The 19004-nt window shown below is 56.6% G+C and carries 16 protein-coding genes; 3 read left to right on the forward strand and 13 right to left on the reverse strand.

Going from position 1 to position 19004, the window contains the following annotated elements; translation table 11 throughout:
* Positions 1–22 precede the first annotated feature (22 nt).
* On the forward strand, positions 23–730 hold the full coding sequence (locus C0557_RS07305) for a Bax inhibitor-1/YccA family protein (RefSeq protein ID WP_208657994.1): 708 nt from the start codon (positions 23–25) through the stop codon (positions 728–730).
* Between the two features lie 232 nt (positions 731–962).
* Here the strand turns inward: C0557_RS07305 and C0557_RS07310 are convergent, their stop codons facing one another.
* From C0557_RS07310 to C0557_RS07320, 3 genes are read right to left on the reverse strand one after another with little or no spacing between them, the layout of a single operon-like run.
* On the reverse strand, positions 963–1931 hold the full coding sequence (locus C0557_RS07310; RefSeq protein WP_208657995.1) for a lysylphosphatidylglycerol synthase domain-containing protein: 969 nt from the start codon (positions 1929–1931) through the stop codon (positions 963–965).
* On the reverse strand, positions 1931–3175 hold the full coding sequence (gene clsB, locus C0557_RS07315) for a cardiolipin synthase ClsB (RefSeq protein WP_208657996.1): 1245 nt from the start codon (positions 3173–3175) through the stop codon (positions 1931–1933). Before clsB ends, C0557_RS07310 begins: the two co-directional genes overlap by 1 nt.
* Entirely contained in the window at positions 3172–3933 is a 762-nt protein-coding gene (locus C0557_RS07320) for an endonuclease/exonuclease/phosphatase family protein (protein ID WP_208657997.1), read from the reverse strand. The genes clsB and C0557_RS07320 overlap by 4 nt, the downstream gene beginning before the upstream one ends.
* A gap of 132 nt (positions 3934–4065) precedes the next feature.
* On the opposite strand from C0557_RS07320, the gene C0557_RS07325 reads away from it, so the two are divergent.
* Positions 4066–4476 carry a YbhQ family protein gene (locus C0557_RS07325; protein WP_074775385.1) on the forward strand — a complete coding sequence of 137 codons (411 nt, stop codon included), beginning with the start codon at positions 4066–4068 and terminating at the stop codon, positions 4474–4476.
* Here the strand turns inward: C0557_RS07325 and C0557_RS07330 are convergent.
* The 5 genes from C0557_RS07330 to cecR are packed head-to-tail and all read right to left on the reverse strand — an operon-like array spanning position 4438 to position 10078.
* A complete protein-coding gene (locus tag C0557_RS07330; protein ID WP_208657998.1) occupies positions 4438–5544 on the reverse strand; it encodes an ABC transporter permease in 1107 nt (368 codons plus the stop codon). The two genes, C0557_RS07325 and C0557_RS07330, sit on opposite strands and share 39 nt — an antisense overlap.
* Positions 5545–5553: 9 nt before the next feature.
* Positions 5554–6687 (reverse strand): ABC transporter permease, encoded by a 1134-nt coding sequence (locus C0557_RS07335; protein ID WP_007373976.1) that lies wholly within the window; start codon positions 6685–6687, stop codon positions 5554–5556.
* Entirely contained in the window at positions 6677–8416 is a 1740-nt protein-coding gene (locus C0557_RS07340; protein ID WP_208657999.1) for an ATP-binding cassette domain-containing protein, read from the reverse strand. The genes C0557_RS07335 and C0557_RS07340 overlap by 11 nt, the downstream gene beginning before the upstream one ends.
* Positions 8409–9404 carry a secretion protein HlyD gene (gene hlyD / locus C0557_RS07345; RefSeq protein ID WP_208658000.1) on the reverse strand — a complete coding sequence of 332 codons (996 nt, stop codon included), beginning with the start codon at positions 9402–9404 and terminating at the stop codon, positions 8409–8411. Before hlyD ends, C0557_RS07340 begins: the two co-directional genes overlap by 8 nt.
* Entirely contained in the window at positions 9404–10078 is a 675-nt protein-coding gene (gene cecR, locus C0557_RS07350) for a transcriptional regulator CecR (RefSeq protein WP_208658001.1), read from the reverse strand. Before cecR ends, hlyD begins: the two co-directional genes overlap by 1 nt.
* Positions 10079–10372: 294 nt before the next feature.
* On the opposite strand from cecR, the gene rhlE reads away from it, so the two are divergent.
* A complete protein-coding gene (rhlE, locus tag C0557_RS07355; protein WP_208658002.1) occupies positions 10373–11818 on the forward strand; it encodes an ATP-dependent RNA helicase RhlE in 1446 nt (481 codons plus the stop codon).
* An 86-nt stretch (positions 11819–11904) separates the two neighbouring features.
* Here rhlE and C0557_RS07360 read toward each other — a convergent pair whose 3' ends face one another.
* The 5 genes from C0557_RS07360 to licT all read right to left on the reverse strand — a co-directional run bounded on the left by C0557_RS07360 (position 11905) and on the right by licT (position 18787).
* The gene (locus C0557_RS07360) at positions 11905–12864 is read right to left on the reverse strand and encodes an alpha/beta hydrolase (RefSeq protein ID WP_208658003.1); all 960 of its coding nucleotides are present in this window, start codon (positions 12862–12864) and stop codon (positions 11905–11907) included.
* 175 nt (positions 12865–13039) lie between these two features.
* Positions 13040–14431, reverse strand: coding sequence for a glycoside hydrolase family 1 protein (locus C0557_RS07365; protein WP_208658004.1), 1392 nt, complete (start codon positions 14429–14431; stop codon positions 13040–13042).
* A 9-nt stretch (positions 14432–14440) separates the two neighbouring features.
* Complete coding sequence (locus tag C0557_RS07370; protein ID WP_208658005.1) at positions 14441–15913, reverse strand: glycoside hydrolase family 1 protein; 1473 nt, start codon at positions 15911–15913, stop codon at positions 14441–14443.
* Positions 15914–15924: 11 nt separating this feature from the next.
* The gene (locus tag C0557_RS07375; protein WP_208658006.1) at positions 15925–17763 is read right to left on the reverse strand and encodes a beta-glucoside-specific PTS transporter subunit IIABC; all 1839 of its coding nucleotides are present in this window, start codon (positions 17761–17763) and stop codon (positions 15925–15927) included.
* Between the two features lie 181 nt (positions 17764–17944).
* Positions 17945–18787, reverse strand: coding sequence for a BglG family transcription antiterminator LicT (gene licT / locus C0557_RS07380; RefSeq protein WP_208658007.1), 843 nt, complete (start codon positions 18785–18787; stop codon positions 17945–17947).
* Between the last annotated feature and the right edge of the window lie 217 nt (positions 18788–19004).

Raw genomic sequence — 19004 nt, forward strand, 5'->3', positions numbered from 1 at the left:
ACCCCATCTATCAGGAGTGACTATGGACCGTTATCCTCGTTCTGATTCTATCGTCCAGCAGAGCCGCACCGGGCTTCAGACCTATATGGCGCAGGTCTATGGCTGGATGACCTGCGGCCTGCTGCTCACCGCTTTTGTCGCCTGGTATGTGGCTGGTAATGATGCAATCATGGCCCTAGTTTTTTCGAGCCAGATTACCTTTTTTGGGCTGATTATCGCGCAGCTGGCGCTGGTATTTGTGCTTTCCGGCTTGATTCAGCGTTTGAGTGCGGGCATGGCAACCACGCTATTTATGCTCTATTCCGCGCTGACCGGGCTGACCCTCTCCAGTATTTTGCATATTTACACTACTGAATCTATTGCCGCGACCTTTGTGGTCACCGCCGGCATGTTCGGTGCGATGAGCCTGTACGGTTACACCACCAAACGGGATCTCAGCGGTTTCGGCAACATGCTGTTTATGGGGCTGATCGGCATCGTGCTTGCTTCGCTGGTGAATTTCTGGCTGAAAAGCGAAGCGTTGATGTGGGCGGTGACCTATATCGGCGTGGTGATTTTTGTTGGTCTGACGGCGTACGACACGCAGAAGCTGAAAAACATTGGCGAGCAGATCGATACCCGCGATGCTTCGCTGTTACGTAAGTATTCCATTCTCGGCGCGCTGACGCTGTATCTCGACTTTATCAACCTGTTCCTGATGCTGTTGCGCATTTTCGGCAACCGCCGTTAAATTGTCAGTCGCCATCAGGCAAATCGCCTGATGGCGCTACGCTTATCAGGCCTACAGATCCCGCATTGCCCTTGCCTGGCCCGTAAGCCGGATAAGGCACAAGCCGCCATCAGGCAAATCGCCTGATGGCGCTTCGCTTATCAGGCCTACAGATCCCGCATTGTCCATGCCTGGCCCGTAGGCCGGATAAGGCGGTAAGCCGCCATCCGGCAATCCGCCGCCATCGAATCAATCAGCCCACTTTCTCCATCGCGCGTTCATTTTTCTCCCGCAGTTTCTTCGCCCGGCTCTCCAGCGCCAGATAACCGATCAGCGCCAGCAGCAGCGGCAGAAAATAGTAGAGCACGCGATAAGCGAGCAGGGCCGCGATAATGGTTCCCTGCGCCACATGTTCACCCGCCAGCAGGGCGATAAATACCGCTTCCAGCACGCCGATACCCGCCGGAATATGCACAATCACCCCGGCAATACTGCTTACCAGCAGCACGCCGAGCACAAAAAAGAAATCCGCTTTCATGCCCAGCAGCAGCCAGATAATTGCGCCCATTGCTATCCAGTTGGCGCTGGAGATCACTAACTGGGCGACGGCGAATTTCCATGAAGGCAACACCAGCTTGTGGCCTTTCACCGTCAGATGACGGCGCTTAGCGAAAGCGCAGCACCACAAATAGCCGATAATCACCAGCAGCAGTACCACACCAACAATGCGCAGCGTGCGTTCATCGATATACCAGTGCGCCGGGATCTGCACCACGCCAAAGGAAAAGATCACACCGCCCAACAAAATGTAGCCCAGCCAGTTGGTGGTAATACTGAGTGAGAAAATCCGCGTGATCGTGCTGCCTGGCAGCCCAAGGCGTGAATAGAGCCGATAGCGCATGCCGATGCCGCCAACCCAGGTACTGAGCGTCAGGTTAAAGGCATAACAGATAAACGACACCAGCATCACCTGGCGTTTCGCCAGTTTATGCCCGCAGTAAGCGCGGCCGAGCAGATCATAAAACCCGTACAGCACATAGCTGACAATCACCAGCGCGACGGCGCTAAGCAATGCGGTGCGGTTGTAGTCGCCAATCACTTGCCAGACATCGTCCCAGTTGACCTTCTGCGCATAGAGCACCAGCAGTACCACCACGGCGATAAAAAACAGCACCGTCAGGATCTTTTTCGCCAGCCGCCAGCGAGGATGGGATTTCTTCATCAGGGTTTCACCCCCGGATGTTCTGTTTCCGCACGATCCTGGGTTTCGATTTCCGGCTGGATGGGCGGTTTCACCTGCGACAGCTGCGGCGTATGTGCAGGAAGCCAGCCGGCCATGGCCGGAAAATGGCGTAAGAAGTGGAACACGACAATGCTCTTGCCAAGGTTCCACCAGGTGCGCTTCGGCGCCATCGATTCGTCCACCCGCACGCAGTCCTCACGAATAATGGCCTGCAAATTGTCGCGCAGCGTCTGGTTAAATTCACGGTCATGGATAATCAGGTTAGCCTCCAGATTCAGCGACAGACTGAGCGGATCGAGGTTGCTGGAACCGACGGTCGCCCAGTGATCGTCCATCAGCGCTACTTTGCCGTGCAGCGGGCGGCGGCGATATTCATACACCTGAACGCCGCCTTTCAGCAGATAGTTGTACAGCAGCTCCGCGCCGACTTTGACAATCGGCATATCCGGCTCGCCCTGCACAATCAGTTTCACCGACACCCCGCGCCGGGCAGCGTTGCGCATGGCGTGCAGCAGGCGATAACCGGGGAAGAAGTAGGCGTTGGCAATAATCACTTCACGGCGGGCTTTGGCCAGCATCTTCAGATAATGACGTTCAATATCGTCGCGATGATCGTTATTATCGCGCCAGATAAACAGCGCTTGCGCTTCGCCGGGCGTGCGGTTCTCTTCCGGGCGATGGCGTCGGCGCTGCCACCAACGTTTTGCCGGCGCGTTATCCGGCAGATTCTCCAGCTCAAATTGCAGAATATCTTCCACAATCGGCCCTTCAACGCGCACGGCGTAATCCTGCTTGGCTTCCGGGCCATAGCTGGTGAGATGTTCCGCTGAATAGTTAATACCGCCAACGAAAGCCACGGTGTTATCGATCACCACAATTTTACGGTGCATGCGGCGAAAGAGATTGGTGCGCATACCGAGCAGGCGCGGGCGCGGATCGTAATAGCGGAATACCACGCCCGCGGTGGTCAGTTCGTTGACAAACGGTTCGCTTAAATCCGGCGAGCCGTAACCATCCAGCAGCACTTCGATGTTGATCCCGCGCCGGGCGGCCCGCAGCAGCACCTGCTGCAACTGGCGGCCAACGTCATCCTCAAACCAGATAAAGGTTTCCAGGATGACGCGTTGCTGCGCATGGTCGATGGCGTCATACAGCGCCGGATAGTAGTTGTCGCCGTTTTCCAGCAACTGAATACGGTTACCTTCCCGCCATGTGCATTTCATAGGTGGATCTCCGCGCTCAGAGGGGCGTGATCGGAAAGGTGTCGCCAGTTACGCAGCGGCAGCGCGGTCGGCGCGCTGGCATTGGCGTTTTTCACATAGATGCGATCGAGCCTCAACAAGGGCAGCGCGACCGGGAAAGTGCGGGCAGGGCGGCCGTGAGCGCGGGTGAAAATCTCCTCCAGCCCGGCCTGCGTCTTCAGCGGATGGTTGGCTTTTTGCCGCCAGTCATTAAAGTCGCCCGCCACCACGACCGGTTCGCCTTCGGGCAGCGCATTCACCCACTCTGCCAGCATGGCGAGCTGCGCCTGGCGATGAGCTTCCCGCAGGCCAAGATGAACGCAAATGACATGTACTGAATGGCCGAGATCCGGGGGCGTAATGCGACAGTAGAGCAGGCCGCGTTTTTCGCTGCCATCGACAGAAACATCACGATTTTCAAAGTGTTCAATCGGATAGCGGGAAAGCACCGCATTCCCGTGATGGCCTTCGGGATAAACCGCGTTGCGTCCGTAGGCGTAATCGCTCCACATGGTATCGGCAAGAAATTCATAGTGGGTGGTGTCCGGCCAGTTCTCCACATGCAGTGGATGTACTTCGTGGGCGCCCATCACTTCCTGCAGGCAGACGATATCCGCGCTGACGGTCCGTACCGCGTCGCGCAGCTCAGGCAAAATAAAGCGCCGGTTAAACGCGGTAAAGCCTTTGTGGGTATTAATGGTGAGCACTTTCAATGAAAAATGTCGCGCGTGTTGGGTCATAATTCTCCTGCCAGCGTCACTCTCCTCGTGAAAATAAATTGTAGTCCCTGTCACAAATTGTGGCGGGGTTACGGAATTTTCCGTAAATCCGCGTACTCTTCAAAAAGACAAAAATTCTTCAGGAGAGAGGCCATGAAGTGGCAACAACACATTCGTGATGTAACTGGCCTGAGTTGCTGGCAGATTATGTTGCATATGCTGATTGTAGCGCTGCTGGTGATGGGCTGGATGAGCGGTTCTCTGGTACGCGTCGGTCTGGGCCTGTGCGTACTTTACGGCGTGTCCGTACTGCTGATGCTGTTTCTTCAGCGCCACCACGATGCACGCTGGCGCGGCATCGGCGATGTGCTGGAAGAGTTGACCACCACCTGGTATTTCGGCGCGTCGCTGATCGTTATCTGGCTGCTTTACCGCGTGCTGCCTAACCACTTTATTCTGGCCGCCGTCGGACTGGTTATTCTTGCGGGTCCGGCGGTGGTTTCGCTGCTGACCAAAGAGCGCAAGTTAGGCAATATTTCTGCGAAACAGCGCATACGCCGCTGATCCGGTGACGGCCGCAATCACCACCAGCGGCCATAGACTCTGCCAGACAATCGTCAAGCTGGCATCCTTCAAATAAATTTCCTTGGTGATATCGGTAAAGTGCCGGATAGGGTTGGCCCAGGTTAAATCCTGCAACCAGACCGGCATGTTCTCCACCGGTGACACATAGCCCGACAGCAGGATCGCGGGCATCATAAAGACAAACACGCCAATAAATGCCTGCTGCTGCGTCGCGCAAAGCGACGAAATCAGCAGGCCGAAACCCACCAGCGACAAGCCATAAATCAGCATTGAGAAATAGAACAGCAGCAGCGATCCGGCAAAGGGAATTTTATAGGCCAGAATGCCGACGGTGAGCACAATCGTTGCCTGAAACGTTGCGACAATCAGCGCCGGCACGGCTTTGCCGACAAAGATTTGCCACGTGGACAGCGGCGAAACCAGTAGCTGATCCAGCGTGCCCTGTTCGCGTTCGCGCGCCACCGACAGCGAGGTCACAATCATCACGCCGATGGTGGTGATCATGGCGATCAGCGACGGCACCACAAACCATTTGTAATCAAGATTCGGGTTGTACCAGTTGCGAATCACCAGCTCGCTGTTATTCGGTTTCTGCTGGCCGCTCAGCAGCTCCTGCTGATAATCCTGCACGATTTGTTGCAGATAATTGGCGGCGATTTGCGCACTGTTGGAGTTGCGCCCGTCGAGGATCAACTGCATTGGCGCGGTGATGCCGCTATCAAGATTACGGGAAAAATCGGCCGGAAAACGCACCAGCAATAACGCTTTCTGCGTATCGATGGTCGGGCGTATCTCCTGCGGGCTTTTCAGCAGCAGAATATGGGTAAAGGCTTTCGCGCGGGCAAAACGCTGCGTCAGCTCAACCGCGTGCTTACCGTTATCTTCGTTATAGATGGCGATAGTGGCGTTGGTCACTTCCAGCGTGGCGGCAAAGGGGAACAGCAGCACCTGCAACAGCACCGGCAGGATCAGAATGGCGCGGGTTTGCGGTTCGCGCAGTAGCGACTGTAACTCTTTGCGGATAAGCGTCAGTAAACGGTGAAACATGGGTTTTCCTTAATCCAGTCTGCGTTTGGTTTTCAGCCACGTCAGGCCAATAAACATCAGCGCCGAAGCAATCAAAAACAGGACGTTAACCATCAACACCACCGGGATATTGCCCGCCAGAAACAGGCTTTGCAGGGTACTGACGAAATAACGCGCCGGAATGATGTAGGTCACCACGCGGATAACGGCGGGCATACTGTCAATCTGGAAGATAAAACCGGATAGCATAATCGACGGCAAAAAGGCGGCGTTCAGCGCGACCTGTGCGGCATTAAACTGGTTACGTGTGATAGTGGAAATCAGCAGCCCCATCCCCAACGTGCTGAGCAAAAACAGGCTGGTGATGAGAAATAAAATCAGCAGCGAGCCGCGATAAGGCACACCGAGAATAAACACCGACACCAGCATGCACAGCAGCATTGCCAGCATACCGAGAAAATAGTAGGGAATCAGCTTGCACAGCAGCAATTCCGCGCGCGTCACTTCGGTTGAAAGCAGGGCCTCCATCGTGCCGCGCTCCCATTCTCGCGCCACCACCAGCGAGGTGAGGATGGCGCCAATCACCGTCATGATGATGGTCACCGCGCCTGGAATAATAAAATGCTGGCTGATGGCAGCCGGGTTAAACCAGTAGCGGGTCTGTACATCGATCAACGGCTCAAATGTCTGGCCCCGATCTTCTGCCCGCTGCTGCTGCCAGAGTTGCCAGATCCCCTGTACGTAGCCCTGCACAAAGTTGGCGGTATTCGGTTCGCTGCCATCGGTGATCACCTGAATCGGCGCAACTTCATTTGCACGCGCCATCTGCGCGGCGAAATTCGTCGGCACCACCACCAGCCCGCGAATACGTCCGGCCTGCATCATCTGGATGAGCTGCGGGCGGTTATCGCTGATCGTGGCATCAATATAGGGCGAGCCGGTCAGCGTATGGGTGAAATCCATCGCCTCTTTGCTCTGCTGCTCCAGCAGCACGCCAATCCGTAGCTTGCTGGAATCAAGGTTGATGCCGTAACCGAAGATAAACAGCAGCAACAGCGGGATGACGACGGCAATCAGCCAGCTACTGGGGTCGCGGACAATCTGCCGCGTCTCTTTGACGCACAGCGCCCGCACGCGCCGCCAGCTGAGAGTGTTAAGATGCATGGCCGTGCTCCTTATCCCAGTTATGGATAAGCGTAATAAAAGCCTGCTCCATTGTTGGATCCGGGTTATCCGCATCGGCGCTTTGCGCCTTTAAATCATCCGGCGTGCCGCTGGCGATAAGCTTTCCGCGATACACCAGCCCGATACGATCGCAATACTCGGCTTCGTCCATAAAGTGCGTGGTGACCATCACGGTCACGCCTTTCTCCACCATGCTGTTGATATGCAGCCAGAACTCCCGGCGCGTCAGTGGATCGACGCCGGAAGTGGGTTCATCAAGGAACAGAATATCTGGTTCATGCATCAGCGAGCAGGCCAGCGCCAGGCGCTGCTTAAAGCCCAGCGGCAATTCATCGGTTGCATGATGAGCAATGGTTTTCAGCCCGAACGCCTCGCTCATGCGGGTTATCTTTTCGTTTTGCGCCCGTCCGCGCAGGCCATAGACGCCGGAGAAAAAGCGCAGGTTCTGCTCCACCGTCAGGTTGCCGTACAGCGAGAATTTTTGCGCCATATAACCCAGATGCTGACGCGCTTTGCCGGAGCTGACTTTGAGATCGAGATTCAGCACCAGCGCCTGGCCGTCGGTGGGCACCAACAAACCGCACATCATCTTGAAAGTGGTCGATTTACCCGCGCCGTTCGGCCCCAGCAGGCCGAAGATTTCACCGCGCTTGACGGCAAAATCGACATGATCGGTAGCGGCAAAATCACCAAATTTTTTGGTCAGCGAGCGGGCTTCAATCACCGTTTCGTCCGTGCTGCCTTCCACCGTATGCAGAATCGCCCCCAGCGGGGATTCGGACGCGCCCGCGCCGCCGAGCAGATCGATAAATGCATCTTCAAAGCGCGGCGCGGTTTCCGTTATCTCTAATACCGGCATGTTGTCGGCGTGGCGAATGTCGTCGGCGTGCGCCTCTTTTTTCAGGATCATGCGCACCGAGCGCCCCTGAATCATGCCATCGCTGACCTGCGGTTGACGCAGAATAAGACGCAGCAAGCGGCGGTTGTTCTCCTGCGCGCTGGTGACAAGAAAACTGCGCCCGGCCATGCGTTGCGTCAGCGCAGTCGGCTCGCCCTGATACAGCAATTCGCCTTCGTTCATCAGCAGCACATCGCGGCACTGCTCCGCTTCATCAAGATACGACGTGCTCCAGAGGATCAGCATCCCTTCGCCCGCCAGTTCATGCACCATCTGCCACAGTTCGCGGCGGGAAATCGGGTCAACGCCGACGCCCGGCTCATCCAGCAACAGCACTTTCGGTTCGCCGACCAGCGTGCAGGCCAGCCCCAGTTTCTGCTTCATCCCGCCGGAGAGCTTTCCGGCCAGCCGTCCGGTAAACGGGGCGAGAGCGGTAAACTCCAGCAGGCGTTCGAAGGTCTGGCGGCGCTGCTCGCCGGTGACGCTGCGCAGATCGGCGTACAGATTCAGGTTTTCCATTACCGTTAAATCTTCATACAGCCCGAATTTTTGCGGCATATAACCGAGCATGGCGTGCAATTCGCTATCCTGACGTAGCGGGTCCAGCCCCATCACCTGCACGCTGCCTTCATCCTGCTTCATCAATCCGGCAAGAATCCGCATCAGCGTGGTTTTCCCTGCGCCATCCGGGCCGACCAGCCCGGTGACATACCCGGCGCGAATCTCGCAATCGAGCTTTGCGACGGCGGGTTTTTCCATGCCCGGAAAGCGTTTTACCAGCCCGCGTAATTGGATGGATGCCTCATTCATGACGCGCCTCGCCCGCAAAATGCACGGTTACCGGCATCCCCTGGCGCAGCGAGTTGTCGGCATCGGTAACGATAATGCGCAGGCGATACACCAGATCCGTTCGCAGATCCGGGGTTTGTACGGTTTTGGGCGTAAATTCGGCAGTGGGCGAGACAAAGCCGATTTTGCCGTGATACGGCTTATTCGGCCGTCCATCGGTGTAAAGCAGTACCTCCTGACCCGGCTGCGCCTGCTGCAAGTTGATCTCATCAACATACGCGCGCACCCATACCGGACGAGTTAATGACAAGGTGAATACGGTGCTGCCCGCGCTGAGCATGCTGCCTGGCTCAACGGCGCGGGTCAGGATTGTCCCGGCGGAAGGGGCGACCAGCGTGGTGTCATGCAGATCCAGTTGCGCCTGCGCCAGTGCGGCCTGCGCCTGTTCAAGGCCCGCTTTCGCCTGTTCAATCTCCTGCGGGCGGTTACCGGTGCGGTACTGGCTTAACTTGTCCTGCGCGGATTTCAGCGTTGCCTGCGCCTGATCTCGTGTGGAACGGGCATTTTCCAGATCGTTGGCGGAGATCACCCGGCTTTTCCATAACCCTTGCTGACGCTGATAGTAGTTTTGCGCATAGTCATAGGCGGCCTGCGCCTGATTCACCGCCGCGACAGCCTGGGCAATCTCTTCATCACGGTAGCCGGCAGTAGCCAGATCGTATTTCGCTTGCGCAGTGGTGACATTGGCCTGCGCCTGCAATAAGGCGTTCTCATAAGGCGCTTTATCGATCTCACCGAGGGTCTGTCCGGCCTGGATCGCATCGCCCTCATCAACGTTTAGCGAAGCGAGCCGTCCGCCGACGCGGAAACTCAAATTCACCGTGCGAATATCAACGTTACCGTACAGGGTGAGCGCGCGCTCCTGCCTGCTCTGATACCACATCCAGCCGCCAGCCAGCGCGGCGATAACGACCACCACAATCAACACCGTAACGAGAGGTTTTTTCATCACTCCGGACTCCTGTGCGTTAATCCTTGCAAAATGAGATCGATATGGCAGGTGATAACCTGATAAATCTGCGCGGTTTTCTCTTCGTCAAACTGCGACCATCCCGCACGCAACAAGAAGGTTTCCCGCCCGAGACGAAACGCGAGAATTTCACCGAGCAGCGCGTGGGTATGAATAATGGTTTCGGTATCCGTTGCCTCTCGCCCGGTATAGGCCGCCAGCAGGGCGGTAAGATGGCTGTGCATCGGCGCAATGACCTGATCGTGTACTCGCTGATACGCCCGCGTTGGCGAGAGCTGCTCGCGGGAGATAAATTTGCTCAGGTTCAGCGTCTCATCATGGGTGAGCAGCGTGATCATGCTGCGGCAGGCGCTATGGATCAGGGCGCGTATCTCCGCCTTATCCGGCTCCGGTTGCGCGAACAGCGCTTCGGCGGCCTGAACATGCGGGTGGAAATTCTTATTGATAAAGTCGGCGATCCACTGGGCGCAGGCGAGGTATAAATCCTCTTTCGAACCAAAGTAATAGGTGATCGCCGCAATATTTTGCCCGGCCAGCGCGGCGATATCGCGGGTGGTAGCGTGCAGCCCGTATTCACCGAATTGCGCCAGCGCGGCGGCAATCAACTGTTGTTTGGCCTGTTCGCCTTTACTGGTCGTTGGGGTCGTATTCATGGCGGCAAAATAATTAATCAATCGATTGATTAAATTTATGCTTCAGAACGAAACTTGTCCAGCGCCATGCAGGGAAAAGGTGACGAGTGAAGCGGAAACCGGTTCAGCAGGCGCTGCTATGCTGACCTGCAACAGGCGGAAAGATTGCAGACGATCCCTGGCCGGATATTTATGCGCTCGATCACAAAAGCTGATACACTCCGCACCTTCATGACATTGTGGTTTTTGTCATCAGTCAAATTATATCTCCCTGAAAACTACACCTGTGACAGGTCGGGGCGGTGTGGAGTTGTTATGTCATTTGATGCCCTTGGCCTGAATCCGGAAATCCTGCGCGCAATCGCCGAGCAGGGCTATGTTCAGCCGACCCCTATCCAGCAGCAGGCGATCCCCGCCGTACTGCAAGGCCGCGACCTGATGGCCAGCGCCCAGACCGGTACCGGTAAAACGGCCGGTTTCACCCTGCCGTTGCTGCAACTGCTGGTGCAAAAAGAGCCGCACGCGAAAGCTCGTCGCCCGGTGCGTGCGCTGATCCTGACGCCAACCCGTGAACTGGCGGCGCAAATCGGTGAAAACGTGCGCGATTACAGCCAGTATCTGAACATCCGTTCGCTGGTGGTGTTTGGCGGCGTCAGCATCAACCCGCAGATGATGAAACTGCGCGGTGGCGTTGATGTGTTGGTGGCTACGCCTGGCCGTTTGCTCGATCTGGAACACCAAAATGCGCTGAAACTCGATAGCGTGGAAATTCTGGTGCTGGATGAAGCCGACCGCATGCTGGATATGGGCTTTATCCACGATATTCGCCGCGTGCTGGCAAAACTGCCGCAGCGTCGTCAGAACCTGCTGTTCTCCGCGACCTTCTCCGACGAGATCAAAGCGCTGGCGGAAAAGCTGCTGCACAACCCGCTGGAAATTGAGGTGGCGCGCCGCAACACCGCTTCCGAGCAGGTGACGCAGCATGTGCATTTTGTAGATAAAAAACGTAAGCGTGAACTGTTGTCGCAGATGATTGGCCAGGGTAACTGGCAACAGGTGCTGGTCTTTACCCGCACCAAACACGGCGCTAACCATCTGGCGGAACAACTGAATAAAGATGGCATCACCAGTGCGGCGATCCACGGTAACAAGAGCCAGGGCGCGCGTACCCGTGCGCTGGCAGATTTCAAATCCGGGGATATTCGCGTGCTGGTGGCAACGGATATCGCCGCGCGCGGTCTCGACATCGAAGAGTTGCCGCACGTGGTGAACTATGAGCTGCCGAACGTACCGGAAGATTACGTCCACCGTATCGGCCGTACCGGGCGTGCGGCGGCTACCGGTGAAGCGCTGTCGCTGGTCTGCGTTGATGAACACAAACTGCTGCGCGACATTGAACGTCTGCTGAAAAAAGAGATCCCGCGCATTGCCATCGAAGGCTATGAGCCGGATCCGTCAATCAAAGCCGAACCGATCCAGAATGGTCGCGGCCAGGGCGGCGGTCGTCAGGGTGGTGGTCGCGGGCAGGGCGGCGGTGGTCGTGGTCAGTCCGCGCCGCGCCGCAATGAGGGTGAGGAGCAGAAACCGCGCTCCCCGCGTCGCACTGACGGTGAAGCGCAAAAACCACGTGCTCCACGCCGCAGTGAAGGGGGTTCACGCCGTCTGGATGGTAACGCCCAGCCTGCGCGTGACGGCCAGGGTAAACCGGCAGGAAACGGCGCACGCCGTCGCCGTCCGCGTAAACCGACTGCCGCGCAGTAACGCATTTTGCAGGCCGGATACACCTTATCCGGCAATCGACGCCGCCAGCGGGCAATGTACCGGCTGGCGGCGTCGTTTTATCAGGCTTATGTTCGGCAATTAACGCGAGCCAGCCAGGCCTGACGCGTTTCCCGCGCCCGCTGTGCAACCTCAGCCTGCGGATCGGAAGTAAAGCCGTGGTAAGCGCCAGGCCAGATATTCATCTCCACTGCCACACCCGCCTGAATCAGCCGTTGTGCCCACGCCATATTCTCATCGAGAAACAGATCCAGCGTGCCGACGCCAATCCATGTCGGCGGCAAACCCGCCAGATCGCGTGCCCGCGCCGGAGCAGCATAAGGCGAAACCTCTTCGCTACCCGGCTCGCAGCCCAACAGCGCACGCCAGCCAAAGTCGTTATTCTCCCGCGTCCAGATAAATTCCCCGGTTGCCGGGTTCAGTTCGGTGTTGGTGACCGTGCGGTCATCGAGCATCGGGAACATCAGATTCTGAAATGCCAGCGCAGGCCCGTGGCGATCCCGCGCCAGCAGCGCCAGCCCGGCGGCAACGCCTGCCCCCGCGCTGTCGCCCATCAAACCGATATTATTGACATCGATACCCAGTTCCGCCGGGTGCTCCGCCATCCACACCAGCGCGGCGTAGCAATCCATCAGCGAACCCGGAAAGCGGGTTTCCGGCGACAGGCGATAATCCACCGACACCACCACGCAGTCATGGCGCGCTGCTGTCGGTCGCGTCAGCGACAGAGATTGCTCGGGGCTGCCAAGCAGATGGCCGCCACCGTGGATATGCAAAATCCCCATACGATTAGCGCGTGGCATTGCCGGGGCGATAATGCGCACCCGAACCGGCGGTTCGCCGTCGATGCCTTCAATAGTGCGCTCGCTCATCTCCAGCGCTAAGCCATCATCAAGTTGCATAGCCGCCAGCGCGGCCTGCTGACGCTGCGCGCGTAAGGCGGGCAGGGCATCGGCGTTGAGCGTAGCGGGTGTCCAGGATTCCAGCGCGGGACGAAGTTCGGGGTCAACCAAATGCCATGTGCTCATAGGTACCTTGTCTAAGCCAGAAAAATGTCCGGTGCGGCCGGATTGCCGGGTGGCGCTGACGCTTACCCGGCCTACAAACCCTGCCAGCATCCTGCTGAAACGGCGTAGGCCGGATAAGGCGAAGCCGCCATCCGGCGCCAACCAACCGCACGGGAACACAATGCGAGCCTCAACCTTACAGCACTTCACCATGACTGGCGATAACTTGCTGATACCATTCGAAACTGCGTTTTTTGCTGCGCTTCAGCGTACCGTTGCCGTCGTTATCTTTGTCGACATAGATAAAGCCATAGCGCTTTTTCATCTCGCCGGTTCCGGCACTGACGATATCAATCGGTCCCCACCAGGTGTAACCCATAATGTCGCAGCCATCGTCAATCGCTTCTGCCATTGCCTGAATATGGCGGCGGCCATAATCGATTCGCGCCAGATCGTTAATCTGCCCACTGTCATCCGGCTCATCGACGCCGCCATAGCCGTTTTCCACAATAAACAGCGGCTTGCGGTAGCGATCCGCCAGTTCATTACAGACGATACGGAAACCCTGCGGATCGATCGGCCAGCCCCAGGCGGTTTTTTCAAGAAACGGGTTATCCAGCCCGGCGGTGCCGCCAGTATCAATGCGGAACTGGCCGCCCGCCTGGTGCAGCACGCTGCGGTAATAGCTAAAGCCGAGATAGTCCGACGGATAATCGGCCAGCAGTTGCAGATCGCCATCGGCAATGGCCAGCTCCACGCCCAGCTCGCGGAACAGACGCGGCGCAAATGCCGGATAGTGGCCGAGCATCATCACATCGGAGAAAAACAGCGAACGGCGGCGTAACTGCAGGGTAGAGAAGATATCTTCCGGGTTGCAGGTCGCCGGGTAAACGGTGCTCAGCGACAGCATGCAGCCGATTTGCGCGTCGGGAATGATGTCGTGGCACAGTTTGTTCGCCAGTGCGTTAGCGACAAACTGGTGGTGATTCGCCTGCCAGATATCCTGTGCGCCAGCGCTGGCATCCACCGCGCCAGTGGCGAACGGCATGCGGTTCATGTTGTTCAGTTCGTTGAAGGTCATCCAGTATTTGACCTTGCGCTGGTAACGGCGGAATACCGTTTCGCAGTAGCGGCTGAAGAAATCAATCAACTGGCGATTCTTCCAGCCGCCATACTCCTGATACAGCGCCAGCGGCGTCTCATAGTGGGAGAGGGTAATCACCGGTTCAATGCCGTACTTCAGCAGTTCATCAAACAGATCGTCGTAAAATTTCAGCCCCGCTTCGTTTGGCGTGGTTTCATCCCCGCGCGGGAAAATGCGCGACCAGGCAATCGAGGTACGAAAGCATTTGAATCCCATCTCTGCGAACAGCGCGATGTCTTCTTTGTAGTGATGGTAGAAATCAATCGCTTCGTGGCTGGCGTAATAGAGATTCGGGTCAATCACCGCATCATGTTTGCCGGAAGCGATACCGCCGCGCACCACGTCGGCAATCGATGGCCCTTTGCCATCCTCGTTCCATGCGCCTTCCGCCTGGTTGGCGGCAATCGCGCCGCCCCACAAAAAATCTTTCGGGAAAATAGCCATCTCAGCTCCTTAATCGCGTAAGTCTTCGCCGTTAGAGGCGATCAGTTTTTTGTACCAGTGATAACTTTTCTTCAGCGAGCGCGCCTGCGTACCGTTGCCCATGTCATCCTGGTCAACATAGATAAAGCCGTAGCGTTTGGAAATTTGCGCCGTTCCGGCGCTGACCACGTCAATCGGCCCCCACCAGGTGTAGCCAAACAGATCGACGCCGTCGCCAATCGCTTCCTGCATCTGCTCCACGTGCTGGCGCAGATAATCAATACGGTAATCGTCGTCGATGGAGCCGTCCGTGTTGACGGTATCCACCGCGCCGAGGCCGTTTTCGGCAATAAACAGCGGCTTCTGGTAGCGGTCATAGAGCTGGTTTAAGGCGAGACGCAGCCCTTTCGGGTCAATCTGCCAGCCCCACTGGCTGGTCGGCAGGTACGGGTTGCGGATGCCGCCAGTCACCATATTGCCTTCCGCGATTTCCAGTTTTTCCGGGTGCGCGCTAACGGTGCTCGACATGTAGTAGCTAAAGGAGACGAAATCGACCGGGTGCTGGCGCAGGATCTCATCATCGCCGACCACTTTTTGCAGCGTGACGCCTTTTTCCGTCAGCATGCGATCGGTGTACGCCGGGTAGTAACCGTGCGCCTGCACGTCGCTAAAGAACAGCGACACGCGCTGCATCTCTTCACAGGCCTGCAAATCATCCGGGTGGCAGGTGTGCGGATAGAGCATCTGGTAGCTGATCATGCAGCCGACCTGCGAGCCGGGAATAATGGCGTGGCAGGCTTTGGTGGCCAGCGCACTGGCAACAAACTGATGGTGCGCGCCCTGGTATTTATCCTGTTCGAGATGCGGATTGTCCTCTTCAATCACACCAACGCTGACATACGGGTGATGCTTCACGCAGTTGATCTCGTTGAAGGTCATCCAGTACTTCACTTTTTTGCGGTAGCGGGTGAACACCGTAGTGGCGAAACGCACGTAGAAATCCACCAGTTGGCGGTTCGGCCAGCCGCCGTAGTCGGTCACCAGCGCCAGTGGCATCTCGTAGTGCGACAGCGACACAATCGGCTCAATACCGTGCGCCAGCAGCGTATCGAACACCTCGTCGTAGAATTTCAGCCCGGCTTCGTTCGGCGTGGTTTCATCGCCGCGCGGGAAGATACGCGTCCAGGCAATCGACATGCGAAAGCACTTAAAACCCATCCCGGCGAACAGGGCGATATCCTCTTTAAAGTGGTGGTAAAAGTCGTTGCCTTTGCGTTTCGGGTAGTACTTTTTACTGTCTGGATCCTGCGCTTCGCGGATCTGAGCGTGCGTCATGCCAAGCCATTGATCGAGCCAGCGCTCGCGCGGCGTATTGATATCAAACGTGTAGACATCAGAAACAGAAAGCCCTTTGCCGCCCACATTCCATGCGCCTTCCAGTTGATTCGCCGCTGTTGCGCCGCCCCATAAAAATCCTTCCGGGAATGCTTTCGAAAATGCCATACCTTTGCTCCTTACGCCGCTGTCGCGGTCAGTGTGAGAAATGCGTCCCGGCTGGCGACATCGCCTTGTGCTTTGACCGGGCTGATATCGCCGTATTGCTCGCTGTTGGTGACCACCACAATCACGCTCGGATCGATGCCAGCGGCCTTCAGCGCCGCCAGATCAAAGCTCACCAGCAGATCGCCTACCTCGACGTTTTGCCCGGCGGCGATGTGGCTGGTGAAGTACTTACCGCCCAGTTTTACCGTGTCGATACCGATATGAATGAGGATCTCCGCGCCGGTATCGCTTTGCAGCGCCAGTGCGTGATGGGTTTCAAACAGGGATTCCACCTTGCCGTTGACCGGGGAGCGCAACTCGCCGCTGGTGGGGTAAATCGCCAGCCCTTTACCGAAAATCTCATCGGCAAATACCGGGTCGCTGAGGGCGTTGAGGGGTTTCAGTTCGCCGCTCACCGGGGCAAACAGTTTTTCTTCGGTACGCGCCACTGACATCGGGCTGACGCCAGCCACCACCGTCTCTTCAAATCCGAGGATCACCGTGACGACCGCCGCGCAGACAAACGAAATGGCGATACTGACCAGCGCCCATAAAAATGTCGGGCCGACCAGCGCCGGAAGGCCGGGCAAGCCGCTGAGCGCAAAGGCGTAGGTTTTCACCCCCATCGCCATGGCAAGGCCGCCGCCGCACGCGCCGCCAATCAGCGCAGCGGCAAACGGGCGTTTATAGCGAATATTGATGCCGTACATCGCCGGTTCGGTAATACCCATGGCCGCGCTGAAACTGGTGGTCAGCGCCAGCGATTTCAGCTTTTTATCCCGCGCCCGCAGGAACACGCCAAAGGCCGCGCCCGCCTGGCCGAGGTTGGCAATATAGAAGAGGATTTTGAACGGATCGAAACCCAGAGTGCTGATGTTGTTGATCATGATTGGCACCAGCACGTAGTGCATACCGGTGATGATGATCATCGACAGCGTGCCGCCAACCACCACGCCCGCCACGATGCCGGCATTTTCCACCAGCCAGATAATGCCGCCGGAGAGCGCATTACCGGCGAAAATTCCCAGCGGGCCAATGGCAATCAGCGTAATCGGCGTGACAATCACCAGGCTCAGCAGCGGCACAAACATCGTTTTCAGTGCGCCGGGCATGATGCGATCAATCAGTTTTTCTACCCGGCTCAGCAGCCAGACGGCCAGCAGGATCGGGATCACCGTTGAGGCATAATTCACGGTTGGCACCGGCAGGTGCATAAAATTGACCGGCGCGCCGGATTTAAACAGCGCCTGTATCGCAGGATGGAAGAGGGCGGCGGCCAGCGCTACTGCAACGTAAGGATTTGCGCCGAACTTATTGGCGGCGCTGAAAGCCAGCGCCAGCGGCATAAAGTAAAACACGCCGTCGCTGATGGCGAGCAGGATTTGGTAGGTCTGGTTGCTGGTTTCCAGCCACTGCATCGCAACCAGTAGCGCCAGTACGCCTTTCAGAATACCGGCCCCGGCAATCGCCGGAATGATCGGCGAGAAGATACTGGACAGCCCCTCCAGCAGCACCGATACAGGATTGCGGCGTTTGCCATGTTGCACAGCGCCGCCGGACGAGACGCCGGGTAATTGGGCCAGCAGCGCGTCGCACAGCGGGGCCACATCGTTACCGATAATCAACTGAAACTGATCGCCAGAGATGTTGACGCCTATCACGCCATCCAGCGCTTCCAGCGCCGCGCGATCGGCCTTGTTGTTATCTTTGAGTAAAAAACGCAGACGGGTAATACAGTGAAACAGCGACAGAATATTGTCCTTGCCGCCGATCTTGTTGATGATCTGCTGCGCGGTATCCTGATAGTTCATGATAATTCCTCCAGACTGACGCCCGCATTGCCGGCATCATCCACAATCACCGGCTTTACGCCGATACCTTGTTTCCTCTGGGGTTTGCCTGATTGAACAGTAACAAGCCTGGACGGAATCTAAACACTATCCTTCGGGCTGCCGCTTTGTTGGTTGCGGCTACGCGAATGATTTATATAAACTAATTGGGTTCTTCCCGCTGCACGACGTTTTCGATATGCACGGTCAGATAGAGCTTTTCCGAGTTGCTCATGGTGTGGTGATAATTTTTGCCGACAAACTCATTGATGGCATCGACGCATTTCAGGGTGGTCTGATAGCGGCGCTGTACCATGGCAAATAACTCTTCATCGTCATTATTTAACACCACCCCATCAATCACCCGCTGGGCGAAAAATTTTAAATGGGTAATGAAACGTTGGTAATTCAGGCTGTGCTCGTCGAGCGGCAGGCTAAAAAAGTATTTAACGATATTCTGTAATTGATAAATAAGCCGCGTGATTTGCGTGGTTTTTCCCATGCTGTCGTTCAGCCCGGCATTCACTATATGTAGCGCAATACTGCACGCTTCGCTGTCAGGTAATAATTGCCCGGTACGTGCCATCACCATACCAATCGCCTGGCGACCAAGGGCATATTCAGCGGTATAAAAATGGCGCACTTCCCACTCCAGCGGATTCGGCAATGGCTCATGTTTTTCATTGCGTTGCAGCGCGAAATGGAGATGGTCGGCGAGCGTGACGTACAGGCCTTCGCTTAATTTGTGCGATAACTGGCTGCGGGCCAGCGTGACAATGTCGGCGGTCAGTTGCACTATTTCGACAGGCACTTCGCTAATCAGATCTTTAAACCGGGCCGAGACCTGCGAATCCTGCAAATGGAATATTTTTTCGATGGCTTGCTCGTTAACGCTGGCGCCGTTCTGCGTATTAAAACCCAGCCCTCGCCCGGTCAGAATAACCTCAAAGCCACGATCGTCGATGGCGCTGACCACGTTATTATTTAAGATTTGTTTGACCAGCATCGCTAACTCCTGCAAACAAAAACGGGCAAAACGTAAATACAGCAACGGACATCATCTGTCCTTGTTCTCTGCATTTAGGTTTTGCCCGATATTCGGTAACAAGCGTAATGCAGCTAAAAACTAGCATTGCCCTGCTAAATGATCAACGCGCTATATAGAGTACTTATGAATGGATCTGCTAATTTGTGATCCGCCCGGCGAAAAATATCCTGTATTG

Origin of the sequence: Kosakonia sp. MUSA4 (assembly GCF_013085925.1) — a bacterium.
Lineage (GTDB): Bacteria > Pseudomonadota > Gammaproteobacteria > Enterobacterales > Enterobacteriaceae > Kosakonia > Kosakonia sacchari_B.